14 protein-coding genes and 1 riboswitch are annotated in these 17,694 nt (G+C 68.5%); of the genes, 11 read left to right on the top strand and 3 right to left on the bottom strand.

The features are described 5' to 3' along the window. The first annotated feature begins 166 nt into the window (after positions 1-166). From flhB to metF, 8 genes are all read left to right on the top strand, one after another. Positions 167-1,363 carry a flagellar biosynthesis protein FlhB gene (gene flhB, locus DPV79_RS35270; RefSeq protein WP_021162677.1) on the top strand — a complete coding sequence of 399 codons (1,197 nt, stop codon included), beginning with the start codon at positions 167-169 and terminating at the stop codon, positions 1,361-1,363. Continuing rightward, positions 1,360-3,459, top strand: a complete 2,100-nt coding sequence (gene flhA, locus DPV79_RS35265; protein WP_021162676.1) for a flagellar biosynthesis protein FlhA — start codon at positions 1,360-1,362, stop codon at positions 3,457-3,459. Before flhB ends, flhA begins: the two co-directional genes overlap by 4 nt. Next, positions 3,456-5,231: a flagellar biosynthesis GTPase FlhF gene (gene flhF / locus DPV79_RS35260; protein WP_113047572.1), complete on the top strand. Its 1,776-nt coding sequence runs from the start codon at positions 3,456-3,458 to the stop codon at positions 5,229-5,231. Before flhA ends, flhF begins: the two co-directional genes overlap by 4 nt. Further along, positions 5,224-6,042 (top strand): nucleotide-binding protein, encoded by an 819-nt coding sequence (locus DPV79_RS35255; RefSeq protein ID WP_104767048.1) that lies wholly within the window; start codon positions 5,224-5,226, stop codon positions 6,040-6,042. Before flhF ends, DPV79_RS35255 begins: the two co-directional genes overlap by 8 nt. Positions 6,043-6,064: 22 nt before the next feature. Next, positions 6,065-6,799 (top strand): RNA polymerase sigma factor FliA, encoded by a 735-nt coding sequence (locus tag DPV79_RS35250; protein ID WP_006484033.1) that lies wholly within the window; start codon positions 6,065-6,067, stop codon positions 6,797-6,799. 99 nt (positions 6,800-6,898) lie between these two features. Beyond that, a riboswitch (S-adenosyl-L-homocysteine riboswitch) is annotated at positions 6,899-7,024 on the top strand. Positions 7,025-7,056: 32 nt separating this feature from the next. Beyond that, positions 7,057-8,475, top strand: coding sequence for an adenosylhomocysteinase (gene ahcY / locus DPV79_RS35245; protein WP_059687861.1), 1,419 nt, complete (start codon positions 7,057-7,059; stop codon positions 8,473-8,475). A gap of 162 nt (positions 8,476-8,637) precedes the next feature. After that, on the top strand, positions 8,638-8,991 hold the full coding sequence (locus DPV79_RS35240) for a phage holin family protein (protein ID WP_006477367.1): 354 nt from the start codon (positions 8,638-8,640) through the stop codon (positions 8,989-8,991). A 25-nt stretch (positions 8,992-9,016) separates the two neighbouring features. After that, a complete protein-coding gene (metF, locus tag DPV79_RS35235) occupies positions 9,017-9,847 on the top strand; it encodes a methylenetetrahydrofolate reductase [NAD(P)H] (RefSeq protein ID WP_021164275.1) in 831 nt (276 codons plus the stop codon). A gap of 89 nt (positions 9,848-9,936) precedes the next feature. Here the strand turns inward: metF and DPV79_RS35230 are convergent, their stop codons facing one another. Together DPV79_RS35230 and DPV79_RS35225 are read right to left on the bottom strand one after the other, a co-directional pair. Next, positions 9,937-11,418 (bottom strand): amidase, encoded by a 1,482-nt coding sequence (locus tag DPV79_RS35230; RefSeq protein ID WP_113047571.1) that lies wholly within the window; start codon positions 11,416-11,418, stop codon positions 9,937-9,939. 81 nt (positions 11,419-11,499) lie between these two features. Then, positions 11,500-12,192, bottom strand: a complete 693-nt coding sequence (locus DPV79_RS35225) for a dienelactone hydrolase family protein (protein WP_027788631.1) — start codon at positions 12,190-12,192, stop codon at positions 11,500-11,502. 282 nt (positions 12,193-12,474) lie between these two features. Between DPV79_RS35225 and DPV79_RS35220 the strand changes: the two genes are divergently transcribed. Continuing rightward, positions 12,475-13,554 (top strand): NAD(P)H-dependent flavin oxidoreductase, encoded by a 1,080-nt coding sequence (locus DPV79_RS35220; protein ID WP_060062336.1) that lies wholly within the window; start codon positions 12,475-12,477, stop codon positions 13,552-13,554. A 415-nt stretch (positions 13,555-13,969) separates the two neighbouring features. Next, the gene (locus tag DPV79_RS35215) at positions 13,970-15,112 is read left to right on the top strand and encodes a branched-chain amino acid ABC transporter substrate-binding protein (protein ID WP_027788629.1); all 1,143 of its coding nucleotides are present in this window, start codon (positions 13,970-13,972) and stop codon (positions 15,110-15,112) included. A gap of 104 nt (positions 15,113-15,216) precedes the next feature. Here the strand turns inward: DPV79_RS35215 and DPV79_RS35210 are convergent, their stop codons facing one another. Beyond that, positions 15,217-16,434, bottom strand: a complete 1,218-nt coding sequence (locus DPV79_RS35210) for an MFS transporter (RefSeq protein WP_059493946.1) — start codon at positions 16,432-16,434, stop codon at positions 15,217-15,219. A gap of 240 nt (positions 16,435-16,674) precedes the next feature. Between DPV79_RS35210 and DPV79_RS35205 the strand changes: the two genes are divergently transcribed. Beyond that, the gene (locus tag DPV79_RS35205; RefSeq protein WP_113047570.1) at positions 16,675-17,334 is read left to right on the top strand and encodes a HugZ family pyridoxamine 5'-phosphate oxidase; all 660 of its coding nucleotides are present in this window, start codon (positions 16,675-16,677) and stop codon (positions 17,332-17,334) included. The last annotated feature ends 360 nt before the right edge of the window (positions 17,335-17,694 follow it).

The raw sequence follows: 17,694 nt of genomic DNA, 5'->3' as shown, positions 1-17,694 counted from the left end.
GTTCCGTCCCCCTTCCGGCCCCGTCCGGCCGCGTTTGCACCGGCTCGCCCGATTCCCCGAAATACCCCCCTTTCCCGGCTTTGCTCGACCGATCGGTGTTTGACGCCTCCATGAATAATCGGTGTCACTGGAAAGCGGCATTCCGCCGTACCCGACTGGAGGCCCCGTGGCAGACGAGAGCGATCTCGACAAGACCGAAGCCGCCACTCCCAGGCGCCGCGAGAAGGCGCGCGAGGAGGGGCAGGTCGCGCGTTCGCGCGAACTGGCTTCGTTCGCGCTGCTCGCGGCCGGGTTCTACGGTGCCTGGCTGCTCGCGGGCCCGTCGGGCGGGCATCTGCAGGCGATGCTGCGCGGCGCGTTCCTGTTCGATCGCGCCACCGCGTTCGACACGAACCGGATGCTGTCGGCGGCCGGCAGCGCGAGCCTCGAAGGCTTCGCCGCGCTGCTGCCGCTGCTCGCGCTCACCGGTGTCGCCGCGCTGCTCGCGCCGATGGCGCTCGGCGGCTGGCTGATCTCGCAGAAGACGTTCGAACTGAAGTTCGACCGCCTGAACCCGATCTCGGGCCTCGGCCGGATCTTCTCGATCCAGGGGCCGATCCAGCTCGGGATGTCGCTCGCGAAGACGCTGGTCGTCGGCGTGATCGGCGGCGTCGCGATCTGGCGCAGCAAGGACGAGCTGCTCGGTCTCGCGATGCAGCCGCTCGGCGTGGCGCTGCCCGATGCGCTGCACCTGGTCGCCGTGTGCTGCGGCACGACGGTCGCCGGGATGCTGGTGGTCGCCGCGCTCGACGTGCCTTACCAAATCTGGCAGTACAACAAGAAGTTGCGCATGACGAAGGAAGAAGTGAAGCGCGAGCATCGCGAGAACGAAGGCGATCCGCACGTGAAGGGGCGGATCCGCCAGCAGCAGCGCGCGATCGCGCGGCGCCGGATGATGGCGGCCGTGCCGAAGGCCGACGTGGTCGTGACGAACCCGACGCACTTCGCCGTCGCGCTGCAATACACGGACGGCGAGATGCGCGCGCCGAAGGTCGTCGCGAAGGGCGTGAACCTCGTCGCCGCGCGCATCCGCGAACTCGCGGCCGAACACAACGTGCCGCTGCTCGAAGCGCCGCCGCTCGCGCGTGCGCTGTATCACAACGTCGAACTCGAACGCGAGATTCCCGGCTCGCTGTACTCGGCCGTCGCCGAAGTGCTCGCGTGGGTCTACCAGCTCAAGCGCTTCCGTTCGGAAGGCGGCGCGTTCCCGGCGGTGCCGGTCGACCTGGACGTGCCGGCCGACCTCGACAAGGGCGCGTCGGTCTCCGCCGACGACGAACGCGAGGAAGCCGAAGACACGCTCGGTAACGGAGGCGCGGCATGAGCACCCCGACCGGCCTGTTCGCGAAGCGCCAGAATCCGTTCGCGGGCACCAACCTGCGCGCGCTCGCGGGCCCGATCCTCATCTGCATGATCCTGGGGATGATGATCCTGCCGCTGCCGCCGATGCTGCTGGATCTGCTGTTCACGTTCAACATCGCGCTGTCCGTGATGGTGCTGCTCGTCAGCATGTACACGATGAAGCCGCTCGACTTCGCGGCGTTCCCGAGCGTGCTGCTGTTCTCGACGCTCCTGCGCCTGTCGCTGAACGTCGCGTCGACGCGCGTCGTGCTGCTCGAGGGCCACACCGGGCCGGACGCGGCCGGCCAGGTGATCGAGGCGTTCGGCCACTTCCTCGTCGGCGGCAACTTCGCGGTCGGCATCGTCGTGTTCGTGATCCTGATGATCATCAATTTCATGGTGATCACGAAGGGCGCGGGGCGGATCGCCGAAGTGTCCGCGCGCTTCACGCTCGACGCGATGCCCGGCAAGCAGATGGCGATCGACGCCGACCTGAACGCGGGCCTCATCAACGAAGAGCAGGCGCGCAAGCGCCGCCTGGCCGTCTCGCAGGAAGCCGAGTTCTACGGGTCGATGGACGGCGCGTCGAAGTTCGTGCGCGGCGACGCGATCGCCGGCCTGATCATCATGGCGATCAACGTGATCGGCGGGCTGATCGTCGGGATGGTCCAGCACGACATGACGTTCGCCGCGGCCGGCACGAACTACACGCTGCTGACGATCGGCGACGGCCTCGTCGCGCAGATCCCGTCGCTCGTGATCTCGACCGCCGCCGGCGTGATCGTGTCGCGCGTCGCGACCGACGAGGACATCGGCACGCAGATCACCGGCCAGCTGTTCACGAACCCGCGCGTGCTGAACATCACCGGCGCGATCATCGTGCTGATGGGGCTGATCCCGGGCATGCCGCACTTCGCGTTCCTCGCGCTCGGCGGCGGCGCGATCTGGCTGGCCCGTACGCAGACGAAGCGCGCGGCGGCCCGCAAGGCGGCCGGCGACCTGACCGACATCGCACCGCCCGCCGTGCTGCCGTCCGACAGCCACGAGGCGACCTGGGACGACGTGCAGCTGATCGACCCGCTCGGCCTCGAAGTCGGCTACCGGCTGATCCCGCTCGTCGACAAGAACAGCGACGGCGAACTGCTCAAGCGCATCAAGAGCATCCGCAAGAAATTCGCGCAGGAAATCGGCTTCCTGCCGCCGGTGATCCATATCCGCGACAACCTCGAGCTGCGGCCGAACGCGTACCGGATCGCGCTGAAGGGCGTCGAGATCGGCGTCGGCGAAGTGTTCCCGGGCCAGTGGCTCGCGATCAACCCCGGCCAGGTGACGGCCGCGCTGCCGGGCGCCGTCACGCAGGACCCCGCGTTCGGGCTGCCGGCCGTGTGGATCGACGTCGCGATGCGCGAACAGGCGCAGGTGTACGGCTACACGGTGGTCGACGCGAGCACGGTCGTCGCGACGCACCTGAACCATCTGGTCGTCCAGCACGCGGCCGAACTGCTCGGCCGCCAGGAAGTGCAGGCGCTCGTCGAGCGCACCGGCAAGGACGCGCCGTCGCTCGTCGAGGACCTCGTGCCGAAGACGATCTCGCTGACGACGCTGCAGAAGGTGCTGCAGAACCTGCTCGAGGAAGGCGTGCCGATCCGCGACATGCGCACGATCCTCGAGGCCGTGTCCGAACACGCGGGCCGCGGCGACGCGTTCGAGATCACGGCCGCGGTGCGGCTCGCGCTCGGCCGCGCGATCACGCAGCAGTGGTATCCGGGCGCGGGCGAGATGCAGGTGATGGGCCTCGACGCGAATCTCGAGCGCGTGCTGTCGCAGGCGCTCGCCACCGGCGCGAACCCGGGCCTCGAACCCGGCCTCGCGCACAACCTTCTGACCGGCACGCAGCAGGCGATGCTGCGTCAACAGAATCTCGGGCTGCCGCCCGTGCTGCTCGTGCAGCACGCGCTGCGCGCGATGCTCGCGCGTTTCCTGCGCCGCAGCCTGCCGCAATTGAAAGTGCTGTCGTACGCCGAAGTGCCGGACACACGCACGATCAAAGTCGTTAACGTCATCGGGGGTTCCGCTTGAACATTCGCAAATTCACCGGCGCAACGAGCCGCGACGCACTTCGTCTCGTGCGCGAGGCGCTCGGCGCCGACGCGGTCGTGCTGTCGAACCGCACGCTCGATGACGGCAGCGTGGAAATCGTCGCCCTCGCCGATTCGGACCTGGCCGCCGTGACGCCACCGGCTGCGGCACGCGCACGCATGACCCCGCCGCGCGTGCCGGAATCGGTGCCCGCCGCCGCGGTGCCGGGCATCGTGTCGCGCCCGGGCGCGGCGCTCGCCCGCCCGGCCGTCAATCCGTATGCGGCAGGCGAAGGCGGGTTGCCGGACGTGTTCTCGTCGATGTTCGGCGCAAGCGCCGATGCGGACGCGAACTCGGACGACACGGCCGCGCCCGCTTCGACGCTCGATGCGGACCCGCTGGCCGGCATGCCGTCGGCCGCCGTCGCTCCCGCCGCCGGTGCGCCGGCCGCGGCTTCCGAACCCGCACCGTGGCTGGTCGAGCACGCGAAGCGCCTGACCCAGCAGCGCGATGCGCTGATGGCGCGCACGCAGGCGGCGCCCGCCGCGCCGCAGCCGAGCCCGCCGGCCCCGCAGGCCGCCGTGAGCGCGACGCCGCCCGGCTGGGCGCGCGACATCGTGCGCGACGCCGAACGCCGGATGCCGGCCGCCGCGACCCGCGCGCCGGACCCGGGCGCTGCGCAGGCCGCGAAGGCGGCCGAGCGCACGCGCCTGTCCGCCGACGCTGCCGCCGCGGTGGCCGATGCGGTGAAGTCGCGCATCGAGCGCATCGTCAACGATACGGTGATGCAGGAGCTGGGCGAGCTGCGCGGGATGATGGAAGAGCAGTTCGACAGCCTGATGTGGCACGACCGCCAGCGTCGCAGCGCCGTGCATGGCGCGCTGACGAAGCACCTGTTCTCGGCCGGTTTCTCCGCGCAGCTCGTGCGGATGCTGGTCGACAACATGCCGTCCGGCGACGGCGCGCAGAGCTTCGAACAGGCGGCCGAATGGGCGCAGTCGGTGCTCGCGGCGAACCTGCCGGTGCTCGACAGCGAGGACGCGCTGATGGAGCGCGGCGGCGTGTTCGCGCTGATGGGGCCGACGGGCGTCGGCAAGACGACCACCACCGCGAAGCTGGCCGCGCGCTGCGTGATGCGCTTCGGCGCGAGCAAGGTCGCGCTGCTGACCACCGACAGCTACCGGATCGGCGGCCACGAACAACTGCGCATCTTCGGCAAGATCCTCGGCGTACCCGTGCACGCGGTGAAGGATGCGGGCGATCTCGCGCTCGCGCTGTCCGAGCTGCGCAACAAGCACATCGTGCTGATCGACACGATCGGCATGAGCCAGCGCGACCGCGCGGTATCCGACCAGATCGCGATGCTGCACGGCGCGAACGCGCCGGTGCAGCGCCTGCTGCTGCTCAACGCGACGAGCCATGGCGACACGCTCAACGAAGTCGTGCAGGCGTACCGCAGCGCGGGCGAGCATCCGCAGGCGGCATCCCCGGACCTGGCCGGCTGCATCCTCACGAAGCTCGACGAGGCGACCCACCTCGGCGGCGTGCTCGACACGGTGATCCGCTACAAGCTGCCGATCCACTACGTGTCGACCGGCCAGAAGGTGCCGGAGAACCTGTACGTCGCATCGACCCGATTCCTGCTGAAGAGCGCGTTCTGTGTGCCGCGCGACGGCTCGCCCTTCGTGCCGCAAGACGAGGACATGCCGACGCTGCTTTCCGCACTGACCGCACGTTCCACCGCCGAGCTGCACGAGGTGCGATTTGGATAAACGAACCATCGACCAGGCCGAAGGGCTGCGGCGCCTGCTGGCCGGGCGCGCGTCGCGCATCGTCGCGGTGACGGGCGGGCCGGCGGGTGTCGGCTGCACGTCCACCGTCGTGAACCTCGCGGCGGCGCTCGCGTCGCTCGGCAAGGACGTGCTCGTCGTCGACGAGCGCGCCGACGTGCATTCGGCCAGCGCGACCCTCGCGGGCGCGTGGCTGCGTGACGGCGAGCGCACGCGGGTCGCGGCCGGCTTCGGCCTGTGCGCCGCCGCGCGGCTCGCGCGTGCCGGCTACACCGACGCGCAGCTCAGCGATTTCATCGACGGGCCGGCCGACATCGTCCTCGTCGACGCGCAGCTCGGCGCCGACGGTTCGTTCTCGGCGCTCGCCCGCGAAGCGCACGACGTGCTGGTCGTCACGCGGGTCGCCGCGCAGGCGATCACCGAGGCATACGCATGCATGAAGCGGCTGCATTTCGCGCACGCGCTCGCGCAGTTCCGCGTGCTGACCAATCACGTCGGCAGCCACGCGGATGCGAAGGTCGCGTTCGACAACCTCGCGGGCGTCGCGAGCCGCTACCTGACGGTGTCGATCGACGACGCGGGCTGCGTGAGCGCCGATCCGCTCGTCGAGCATGCGCGCGAGCTGACGCGCGCCGCGGTCGACGCGTTCCCGTCGTCGGCCGCCGCGCGCGACTACCGGCAGATTGCCGCCGACCTGCTGTACTGGCCGATGCGCCCGCGTTCGGGTGCGGGCCGCGCCGTGCACGCGGGCGGCAAGCCGTCGTATGAGGCGGGCGCGGCACACGCCGCATGAGCGCCACCGGAAGGAGAGAGCCATGATGTACAACGCTCAAGGAAAGATGTCCCAGGCCGACGTGCTCGCGCAATATGCGCCGCTCGTGCGTCGCCTCGGGCTGCAGCTCGTCGCGAAAATGCCGGCGAGCGTCGACCTCGACGACCTGATCCAGGCCGGCATGATCGGCCTGATGGACGCGGCCGGCCGCTACAAGGAAGACCAGGGCGCGCAGTTCGAGACCTACGCGACGCAGCGCATCCGCGGCGCGATGCTCGACGAGCTGCGCAGCAACGACTGGCTGCCGCGCAGCCTGCGCAAGACGTCGCGCGAGGTCGAGCACGCGGTGCACCAGGTCGAGCAGCATCTCGGCCGCTCGGCGAGCGAGACCGAGATCGCGCAGCACCTGAACATGCCGCTCGACGAGTACCAGGGGATGCTGCAGGACCTGCACGGCAGCCAGCTGATCTACTACGAGGATTTCGACCGCGCGGCCGACGACGAGCCGTTCCTCGACCGCTACCGCGTCGACCACGCGGACCCGCTGTCGGCACTGCTCGACGAGCACCTGCGCGAAGCGCTCGTCGAGGCGATCGAGCGGCTGCCGGAGCGCGAGAAGCTGCTGATGTCGCTGTACTACGAACGGGGTCTGAATCTGCGCGAGATCGGCGCGGTGCTCGAAGTGAGCGAATCGCGCGTATGCCAGCTGCACAGCCAGGCCGTCGCGCGCCTGCGCGCGCGGCTGCGCGAACAGGCGTGGGTCGGCGCGGAATCCTGACCCTTTACCGTTCCCGACGGCCGCGCGCGTCGACGCCGCGCGTTTGGCATCTGCATCCGTGTGCGCATTCTGCGCGCCGATTTGCTACAATCCCCTCCGTTTTCCGAGGAGCGTTGCGACGGACCCCTGCGTCCGCCAGGCTCGGAAAGCTTCACCAAGCAGCCGTGCGGCGCGCGTATCGCGACCGTCGCACCGGCCCCGCTTCCTGAACGGCGCTCACGTCACCAATCTAGAAACTTTTTAGAAAGGAGGGCGTGATGAACGCCATTATCGATTCCAAAGCCTCCAACGATTTCGTCGTCGCCGACATGGCGCTGGCCGGCTGGGGCCGCAAGGAACTGAACATCGCCGAGACCGAAATGCCGGGCCTCGTGCAGATCCGCGACGAATACAAGGCGCAGCAGCCGCTGAAGGGCGCGCGCATCGCAGGTTCGCTGCACATGACGATCCAGACCGGCGTGCTGATCGAGACGCTGAAGGCGCTCGGCGCCGACGTCCGCTGGGCATCGTGCAACATCTTCTCGACGCAGGATCACGCGGCTGCCGCGATCGTCGAAGCCGGCACGCCGGTGTTCGCGTTCAAGGGCGAATCGCTCGACGAATACTGGGAGTTCTCGCACCGCATCTTCGAATGGCCGAACGGCGAATTCGCGAACATGATCCTGGACGACGGCGGCGACGCAACGCTGCTGCTGATCCTCGGCGCGAAGGCCGAGAAGGACCGTTCGGTGATCGCGAAGCCGACCAACGAGGAAGAAGTCGCGCTGTACAAGTCGATCGCGAAGCACCTCGACGCGGACCCGACCTGGTACTCGACGCGCCTCGCGCACATCAAGGGCGTGACCGAAGAAACCACGACCGGCGTGCACCGCCTGTACCAGATGGAAAAGGACGGCCGCCTGCCGTTCCCGGCGTTCAACGTGAACGACTCGGTCACGAAGTCGAAGTTCGACAACCTGTACGGCTGCCGTGAATCGCTGGTCGACGGCATCAAGCGTGCGACCGACGTGATGATCGCGGGCAAGGTCGCGGTCGTCGCGGGCTACGGCGACGTGGGCAAGGGCTGCGCGCAGTCGCTGCGCGGCCTGGGCGCGACCGTGTGGGTCACCGAAATCGATCCGATCTGCGCGCTGCAGGCGGCGATGGAAGGCTACCGCGTCGTGACGATGGAATACGCGGCCGACAAGGCCGACATCTTCGTGACGGCCACCGGCAACTTCCACGTGATCAACCACGACCACATGAAGGCGATGCGCCACAACGCGATCGTCTGCAACATCGGTCACTTCGACTCGGAAATCGACGTCGCGTCGACCCGCCAGTACGAGTGGGAAAACATCAAGCCGCAGGTCGACCACATCATCTTCCCGGACGGCAAGCGCGTGATCCTGCTGGCGGAAGGCCGCCTCGTGAACCTCGGCTGCGCGACCGGCCACCCGTCGTTCGTGATGTCGAACTCGTTCGCGAACCAGACGCTCGCGCAGATCGAGCTGTTCGTGCGCGGCAACGAGTACGAGAACAAGGTGTACGTGCTGCCGAAGCACCTCGATGAAAAGGTCGCGCGCCTGCACCTCGCGCGCATCGGCGCGAACCTGTCCGTGCTGTCCGACGAGCAGGCTTCGTACATCGGCGTGCAGAAGGACGGCCCGTTCAAGCCGAACCACTACCGCTACTGATCCGATGCGCCGCCGCCGCGGTGCCGTGCGCGCGTCGCCGACGCGCACCCGGCACGGCGGCACGGCGCGGGATCGCCGGCTGCCGCGGCGCGCCTTCGGGCACCCGCGGCGGCCGGCGGCGGCCACTGATCGTACCGATCGACAACCGAACCGGAGCACTCCATGAGCGTCATCCTCACCTGGGTCATCAACGCGCTCGCGCTGCTGATCATCACGTACCTCGTGCCGTCGATCCACATCAAGAGCTTCGGCACGGCGCTGATCATCGCGGTCGTGCTCGGCCTGATCAACACGGTGATCCGCCCGGTGCTGATCCTGCTGACGCTGCCCGTCACGATCGTCACGCTCGGGGTGTTCATCCTCGTCGTGAACGCGTTGTGCTTCTGGTTCGCGTCGTCGCTGCTGAAGGGCTTCGAGGTGTCGGGGTTCTGGTCCGCGTTCTTCGGTTCGATCCTGTACAGCATCGTGTCGTGGCTGCTGTCCGCCCTGATCTTCGGTCAGCGCGACATCGGCTGAGGCCTGAGCCTGTTCCCACCGAATCATGAAACCGATCGAACTCTCGTTTGAATTCTTCCCGCCGAAGACGGCGGAAGGCGTCGAGAAGCTGCGCGCCACGCGTGCGCAACTGATGCCGCTGAAGCCGAAATTCGTCTCCGTGACGTTCGGCGCCGGCGGCTCGACGCAGCAGGGCACGCTCGATACCGTGCTCGACATGCAGAAGGACGGCCTCGAGGCCGCGCCGCACCTGTCGTGCATCGGCTCGTCGCGCGACAGCCTGCGCGCGATCCTCGACCAGTACCGCTCGTACGGCATCCGGCACATCGTCGCGCTGCGCGGCGACCTGCCGTCCGGGATGGGCGCGGTCGGCGAGCTGCGCTATGCGTCCGAGCTCGTCAGCTTCATCCGCGCCGAGCATGGCGACTGGTTCCACATCGAGGTCGCCGGCTACCCGGAGTACCACCCGCAATCGCGCTCGCCGAAGGCCGATCTCGAGAATTTCGCGCGCAAGGTGAAGGCCGGCGCGAATTCCGCGATCACGCAGTACTTCTTCAACGCCGACGCGTATTTCCGCTTCGTCGACGATGCGCGCAAGCTGGGCGTGGACGTGCCGATCGTGCCGGGCATCATGCCGATCACGAACTTCTCGCAGCTGATGCGCTTCTCCGAGATGTGCGGTGCCGAAGTGCCGCGCTGGGTGGCGCGCCGGCTCGAGAGCTTCGGCGACGATCGCGAGTCGATCCGCGCGTTCGGCGCGGACGTCGTCACGGGCCTGTGCCAGCGTCTGGTCGACGCGGGCGTGCCCGGGCTGCATTTCTATACGCTGAACACGGCGGCCGCGACGCGGACGATCTGTGAACGGCTCGACGTGTAGGCGCGCTCACGCGGCTGCATGTGCGAAAGCCCCGCCGGTTTCTGCCGGCGGGGCTTTTTTTCGAGGGTTGCGGAGCGGGGCCGCGCGCGTCAGCGCTGCGCCTGCATCAACGGCGGGCGGCGGTCGAACCACGGCCGCGCCTGTTCGAGCTGCCGTGCCAGCCTGAGCAGCAGCGCGTCGTCGGTGTGGCGCGCGGCGAACTGCACGCCGATCGGCAGCCCGCGCGCGTTCCAGTAGAGCGGCACCGACATCGCCGGCTGGCCGGTCAGGTTGAACAGCTCGGTGCAGCCGGCCCACGTGAACGCCTTTTCCGACGACCTCGCGAGCATTTCCTTCAGCAGCGGCTTCACCGGCAGCGCGGCGAGCACCTTCATCTGCGCCGATTCGAACGGCGTCGGCTGCAATTCGCCGATCTTCACCGGCGGCCCCGCGAGCGACGCGCACAGGATCGCGTCGTAACGCGACACGAGGCCGGAGACCTGCACGGTGAGCTGGCGCTGCCATTCGAGCACGTCCGGCAGGCGGGTGCGCGCGAGGCGCCGGCCGACCACGGCCATCGCCCACGTCGCCGCTTCGAATTCGCCGCGCTTCGGCGTGCGGCCGGTCAGCGCGCGTGCGCCGAGCACCATCTCCTCGGCGATCGTCGCCCACAGCGTGAGGAAGGTTTCGGCCGTGCGTGCGTAGTTGACGTTCAGCGTCGCCGGCTCGACGTGGTGGCCGAGCGATTCGAGCAGCGCGGCCGCGTCGTCGAGCGCCGCGCGGGTGTCGTCGGCGAGCGCCGGCGCGAGCATCGGGTCGAGCACGAGGCCGATCCGCAGCGGGCCGGGCGGCGTGTCGAGCTCGCCGAGGAACGTGCCGGGCGCGCCGGCCGGCAAGGTCTGGCCGGTCGTCACGTCGAGCAGCAGCGCGCTGTCGCGCACGCTGCGCGTGACTGCATGCTGGACCACCAGCTCGCCGTTCGACGGCCGGTCGACGAGGACCGGGTTGCGGGTCGGCTTCAGGCCGAACAGCCCGCAGCACGACGCCGGAATGCGGATCGAGCCGCCGCCGTCGGACGCATGCGCGAGCGGCACGATGCCGGCCGCGACGGCCGCGGCCGCGCCGCCGCTCGAGCCGCCGGGCGTGTGATCGAGATTCCACGGATTGCGGCACGCGCCGAACAGTTCGGGTTCCGTGTACGGCATCTCGCCGATTTCCGACGTGTTGGTCTTGCCGAACACGTTGAGCCCGGCCGCGCGGCTTCGCGCGATCACCGGCGAATCGTCGTCAGGCACGAAATACCGGTAGTGCCGGCTGCCCATCGACAGCGGCAGCCCGGCCACCGCCGCGCCGAGATCCTTGACCAGATACGGCACGCCGGCGAACGGTGCGTCGGCGCCGCCGCCGTCCGGCGTGGCGACCGCACGCTGGCGTGCGGCTTCGTAGTCCTGCAGCACGATCGCGTTGATCGCGCTGTTGACCGCTTCGGCCTGGCCGATCGCGGCGTCGAGCAGTTCGCGCGGGCTCGCCTTGCGTTCGCGTACCAGTGCGGCGAGGCCGATCGCGTCGTGCGCGAGATAGTCCGAGTGCATCGCAGTCACCCCCGTTGTGACGCGTGGCGATGTCGGCAGCATAACGCGGGCCCGCTGCGAGGGGCCCGCTGCCGGCCGCTTTTAGAGGTGCTCGGCGAGGAAGGTCAGCGTGCGGCCGTGCGCGAGCGCCGATGCGCGCTGGTTGTACGACGCGCGATCCGTGCAGTTGAAGCCGTGCTCGGCGCCCGGATAGACGTGGAACGACGCATGGCCGTGGCCGGCGAACGCGGCCTTCACCTGGTCGACGGCCGTGAGCGGGATGCCGTGGTCGTTTTCGGCGTAGTGGAACAGGATCGGCTGCGTGACCTTGCCGGCGAGGTCGAGCGCGTTCTGGATGCCGCCGCCGTAGTAGGCCACGGCCGCGTCGATCTTGCCGGTCGCGGCCGCGCGGTACGCGAGCTGGCCGCCGAAGCAGTAGCCGATCGCGGCGATCTTGCCGGCCACTTCGGGGCGCGCGCGCAACGCATCGGCGGCCGCGCCGATGTCCGCGACCGCGAGGCCCACATCGGTCTTTTTCATCAGCTCGATGCCCTTGTCGCGGTCCGCGCCTTCATAGGTCAGCTCGACGCGCGGCTGCGTGCGCCAGAACACGTCCGGCGCGAGCGCGACGAAGCCGTCGGACGCGTACTGGTCGGCGACCGCGCGGATGTGCGAGTTCACGCCGAAGATCTCCTGGATGATGATGACGGCAGGGCCAGTGCCGCGCTTGGGCAGCGCGAGATAGCCGCCGAAGCTGTCGTTACCGGTCGGGATGTCGATCCATTGGGCAGTCACGTTCTGAACTCCTGGCGAACGGGGTGCGCGATGCGCGCCCCGGGGTGAAAGAGGCGGCCTAGTGTGCCACCGATCGTGTGACGATGCAGGACGCGCGCCCCCGGGTGAGGGAGGCGGCCTCATGTGCCACCGGTCGTGTATCGGCGCAGGACGCGTGCCTGCTTCTCGCGCAGCGATCGTTTCGATCTCGATTATTCATTTTTCGGCGCGGCGCCGCTTCGATAGAGTCGATGTGCCAGCCTTTACAAAGCGCTTTCGCGCATCGTCATCGAAGGACTCGTCATGTCTGCCCGCCTGTTTTCCACACCCTTTTCCGAACGCTTCGGCCTGCGCCTGCCGCTCGTGCAGGCGCCGATGGTCGGCGCGACCACGGCTGCGATGGTCGCCGCCGCATCGAATGCCGGCGCGCTCGGCAGTCTCGGCGCCGCCGCGTTCGCGCCCGAGCGCCTCGCGACCGAAGTCGAAGCCATCCGCGCGGCGACCGCCCGCCCGTTCGCGATCAACCTGTTCGTGCTGCCGGACGCGACGCCCGACGCGGCGACCGTCGCGCGTGCGCTGGCCGCGATCGACCCGCTGAACGCGGCGCTCGGATTGCCGCCGGGCACCGCGCCCGCGCGCTACGCGCCGGATTTCCGTGCGCAACTCGATGCGCTGGTGGCGCTGCGCGTACCCGTTGCAAGCTTCACGTTCGGCGTGCTCGACGCGGCCGACGTCGCGCGCCTGAAGGCCGCCGGCACCTACGTGATCGGCACGGCGACGCACGTGGCCGAGGGGCTCGCATGGCAGGCGGCCGGCGCCGACGCGTTGTCCGCGCAGGGCGCCGAGGCGGGCGGCCATCGCGGCACGTTCATCGGTTCCGCCGACGATGCGCTGATCGGCACGTTCGCGCTCGTGCCGCAACTGGTCGACGCGACGGGCCTGCCCGTGCTCGCCGCCGGCGGCATCATGGACGGCCGCGGGATCGCGGCCGCGCTTGCGCTCGGCGCACAGGGCGCGCAGCTCGGAACCGCGTTCCTCACCTGCACGGAAAGCGCGATCGCGGCGGACTGGAAGGCGCGCCTGCTCGCGAGCACCGATACGTCGACGCAGGTCACGCGCGCGATCACCGGCCGCCACGCGCGCGGGCTGCGCAATACGCTGATGGCGCGGCTCGGCGAACGCGTGGCCGACGTCGCGCCGTACCCGGTGCAGAACGCGCTGACGCAGCCGCTGCGCCAGGCCGCCGCGCGCGCGAACGACGGCGACTACCTGTCGCTGTGGGCCGGGCAGGGCGCGCCGCTCGCGCGGCGGCGCGGCGATGCGCTGACGACGTCGCAGCTCGTCGCCGCGCTCGATGCCGAATGGCGTGCGGCGGCTGCCTGAATCGTTCATGCCGGACGACGAAACGCGCGCTGTCACGCGCGTTTCATTCAATGATCCCGGGCACAAAATACCGAATCGAAATGCCCCGGGAATACTTTGAAGCGACCTTTCGGCGACGCCTCTGGAATTAGCGGAAACCCTTATCCGGCGGGGCTTGCAGCGATATTCGAGTAGTCGTTCCAAAGTGCGCATATCGGTAGTGTTACCACTACCCCAAAAAAGTCCCACAAATTAATTTGATCACCTACACTTGCGCGCAAGTACGGACGGGCGGCTGCTAAAAGCGGCGGTTTTCACGTGCTTGAGGCCAAGTGCATGAACGATGCATCCGGCGAATCGTCCAGTGATTGCAAACACAGGGATGGCAGCGGGGCACCGGGCGATGGCGTTTTTTGGGACCGAACTGGAGACTTACATGAATATCAAGATGCAAAAGCTGTTGCCGATCACCGCCGCAGCGATGCTGTGCGCTGCAGCTGCAAGCAACGCGTCAGCCGATCAAGTCGTCAAGATCGGCCACGTCGCGCCGTTGACGGGCGGCATTGCACACCTGGGCAAGGACAACGAAAACGGCGCGCGTCTCGCAGTCGAGGAGATCAACGCGAAGGGTCTCACGGTCGGCGGCCAGAAGATCACGCTGCAACTCGACCCGCAGGATGACGCGGCCGACCCGCGGCAGGCCACGCAGGTTGCGCAGAAGCTCGTCGACGACAAGGTCGTCGCGGTGGTCGGCCACCTGAACTCGGGCACGTCGATCCCGGCGTCGAAGATCTACAGCGATGCGGGCATCGTGCAGATCTCGCCGTCGGCCACGAACCCGGCCTACACGCAGCAGGGCTTCAAGACCACGTACCGCGTGGTGGCCACCGATGCGCAGCAGGGCCCGGCACTCGCGAACTACGCGCACTCGAAGGGCATCAAGAGCGTGGCGGTGGTCGACGATTCGACCGCGTACGGCCAGGGTCTCGCGAACGAGTTCGAGAAGAAGGCCAAGGCGCTCGGCCTGAAGGTGATGTCGCATGACGCGACGAACGACAAGGCGGTCGACTTCCGCGCGATTCTGACCAAGATCAAGGGCGAGAATCCGGACGCGATCATGTACGGCGGCATGGACGCCACCGGCGGCCCGTTCGCGAAACAGGCGAAGCAGCTCGGCCTGCGCGCGAAGATCTTCGCGGGCGACGGCGTGTGCACGGAAAAGCTGGCCGACCTGGCCGGCGACGCGACCGACAACGTGGTGTGCTCGGAAGCCGGTGCCTCGCTCGAGAAGATGGCGGGCGGCGCGGCGTTCAAGGCGAAGTACGAGAAGCGCTTCGGCCAGCCGATCCAGATCTACGCACCGTTCACGTATGACGCCGTGTACATCATCGTCGACGCGATGAAGCGCGCGAACTCGACCGATCCGGCGAAGATCCTCGCCGCGATGCCGGCGACGAACTACTCGGGCGTGATCGGCACGACGACCTTCGACTCGAAGGGCGACCTGCAGCACGGCGTGATCTCGCTGTACAACTACAAGGGCGGCAAGAAGTCGCTGCTCGACGAAGTGAAGATGTAACGCAACAGGCGGTCAACAGAAGGGGTGAAAACGCGCATGCGGCAACGCATGCGCGTTTTCTTTTTGTTTCCCTTTGGCCGTTCGGCCCGGCGAGCGCCGTACCGTCAGATCTTCAGATGTGCGAGCACCTTCGGCGCGACCAGCGCGACGAGCGCCGCGCACAGCGCGACGACCGACAGGCCGATCGTCAGGTTCGCGGCCTGCGCGACCGCGCCGATCACGACCGGGCCGAACAACAGCCCGAAATACGCGAGCCCCGCCACGTGCGCGAGCCCTTCGGCCGCGTGGATGCCTTTCACGCGCGCGGCGGCCGCGAACAGCACGGGCATCATGTTCGCGAGGCCGAGGCCCATCAGCGTGAAGCCGGTCAGCACCGCGACCGGGTTCGGCAGCAGCAGCGCGCCGATCATCCCCGCGCATGCGAGCGACGCGCTCGCGAATACGAGCTGCGGCGCGCCGAAGCGCGCACGCACGGCGTCGCCCGCGAAGCGCGCGATGGCCATCCCGCCCGAGAATGCCGCATACGCGGCGCTCGCGAGCGCGGGGCTCGCCGCGACGACGTCGCGCATGTAGACCGTCGCCCAGTCGTACATCGCGCCTTCGGCGACCAGTGCAATCAGCGCGATGCCGCCGAGCATCCACAACGCGGGCGAGCGCCAGCGGTTGCCGCCGCCATGCGCGTGTTCGTGGTGCGGCACGTGCGGCAACACGGCCGGGCTGGCGGCCACGAGCACCGCGGCGCTCACGGCTGCCGCGAGCGCGAGATGCACGACCGGCGCCATGCCGGCCGACAGCAGCGCGCCGCCGGCGGCCGCGCCCGCCATCCCGCCGATGCTGAACATCCCGTGCAGCGACGACATGATCGGCTTGCCGAGCGCGATCTCGACGGCGCTGGCCTCGGCGTTCATCGCGACGTCGAGCGTGGCCATCGAGAAACCGAACAGCGCGAGCACCGCGAGCAGCATCCAGTAATCGGGCACGACGAGGATCAGCGCCGCGCACGCGGACATCACGAGCCCGCCGGCGAGGCACGCGGTGCGCGAGCCGACGCGGGTGATCCAGCGCGCGATGGTCAGCATCGCGGCGATCGAGCCGCCGGCGACCGCGAACAGCGCGATCGACAGCAGGCCGGGGCTCAGCGCGAACTTGTCGCGCACGGTCGGCACGTGCACGCCCCAGGACGCGTACATCATGCCGGCGACGAAGAACAGCGCCATCGACGCCGTGCGTGCGCGCTGGCGGGCCGGCAGCGGCAGCACGCGATGCGCGTCGGGCGGCGCGGCGAACGGGGACGACGATTCGGGGGAGGAGGATTCGGACACGGAAAGGCTCGTCAAAGGAAATGCGCGGACGCACGCGGCGCCCGTCGGACCCGTCCGATTCTATCGAACCGCTTACGATCCTGCCGGGCGATGGCCGCTTGGCCGATGTCCGGGCGGTCGCGGTGCCCTCCGGGATACGCCGCATTGGCCGTTCGACCGATGCGCGGCGTGCCGCGCCCGCGGGTAACATCGAAGCGCATGGCGTGCCCGGCGCGCCGCCCTTCGACCGCAGGAGTCCTCTTGAACATCGATCCCGCTCTCGCCCTGCATCTGCTGCACCGCTGCCCGCTCGGCACGCTCGCCACCCATGCGCGCGATCCGCAGGGCTTCCCGTATCCGACGGTCGTTCCGTTTGCACCCGATGCAAGCCATCGTCCGGTGATCCTCGTGAGCGGCCTCGCGGAGCACACGCGCAACCTGGCCGCCGATCCGCGCGCGGGCTTCCTCGTGGTCGACGCGTCCGGCGGCGACGTGCTGAACGCCGAGCGCGCGACGCTGCTCGGCCGGTTCGTGCCGCTCGGCGACGATCCGCACGTCACCGCGCGCTACCTGCGCTACGAGCCGGACGCCGCGCGTTATCTGGCGCTCGGCGATTTCACGTTCTGGGCGCTCGACGTCGAGCGGCTGCGCTATATCGGCGGTTTCGGGCGCATGGGCTGGGTCGACGGCGCGCATCTCGATGCGCTGCCGCCGCTCGCCTTCGACGAGGAACAGGCGTTATGGGACGCGTACGACGGCGGCGCGGCGCGCCGCGACGGGCTCGAATTGCTCGGCGTCGATCGTCACGGCGCCGACTGGCGACACGACGGCCGCCGCGTGCGCACGCCGTTCGATACGCCTTTGGCCGACGCGGGCGCGTTGCACGAGCGGCTGATTGCGTGCGCGCGGGATGTGGCGTGACGTCGCGGTGCGGGCTTGTCCGCGGTTTGTCCGTTTAGCGTGTTGCGCCGTCCGATTTTCGTAAAACTGTCGTCCGATGAAAGCTTCTATTTTTCCGAATGCAGGGTAATTGCGTATGTTGATAGGCCTAATAGCCAATGGCTAATGTCCTAATCTCTGTGTAGGAACGTAAAAATTTGAGAAAAGGCCGCGACCGGTCAAAATGACACGAGTGAATTTCAATTGATCTCGGGATTTTCATGAATCTCGCTTCTATCAAATCTTTTTTGTGCTAATCTCTGCCTTCGAAAATCCGAGGCACATATATTTCATGAATGGTGAGCTGGCTGCAGACCGGCGCCATTAGTCAGATAGAAAGGG

The organism is Burkholderia reimsis (assembly GCF_003294055.1).
GTDB lineage: Bacteria > Pseudomonadota > Gammaproteobacteria > Burkholderiales > Burkholderiaceae > Burkholderia > Burkholderia cepacia.
This window is presented reverse-complemented; position numbering and strand designations above follow the sequence as displayed.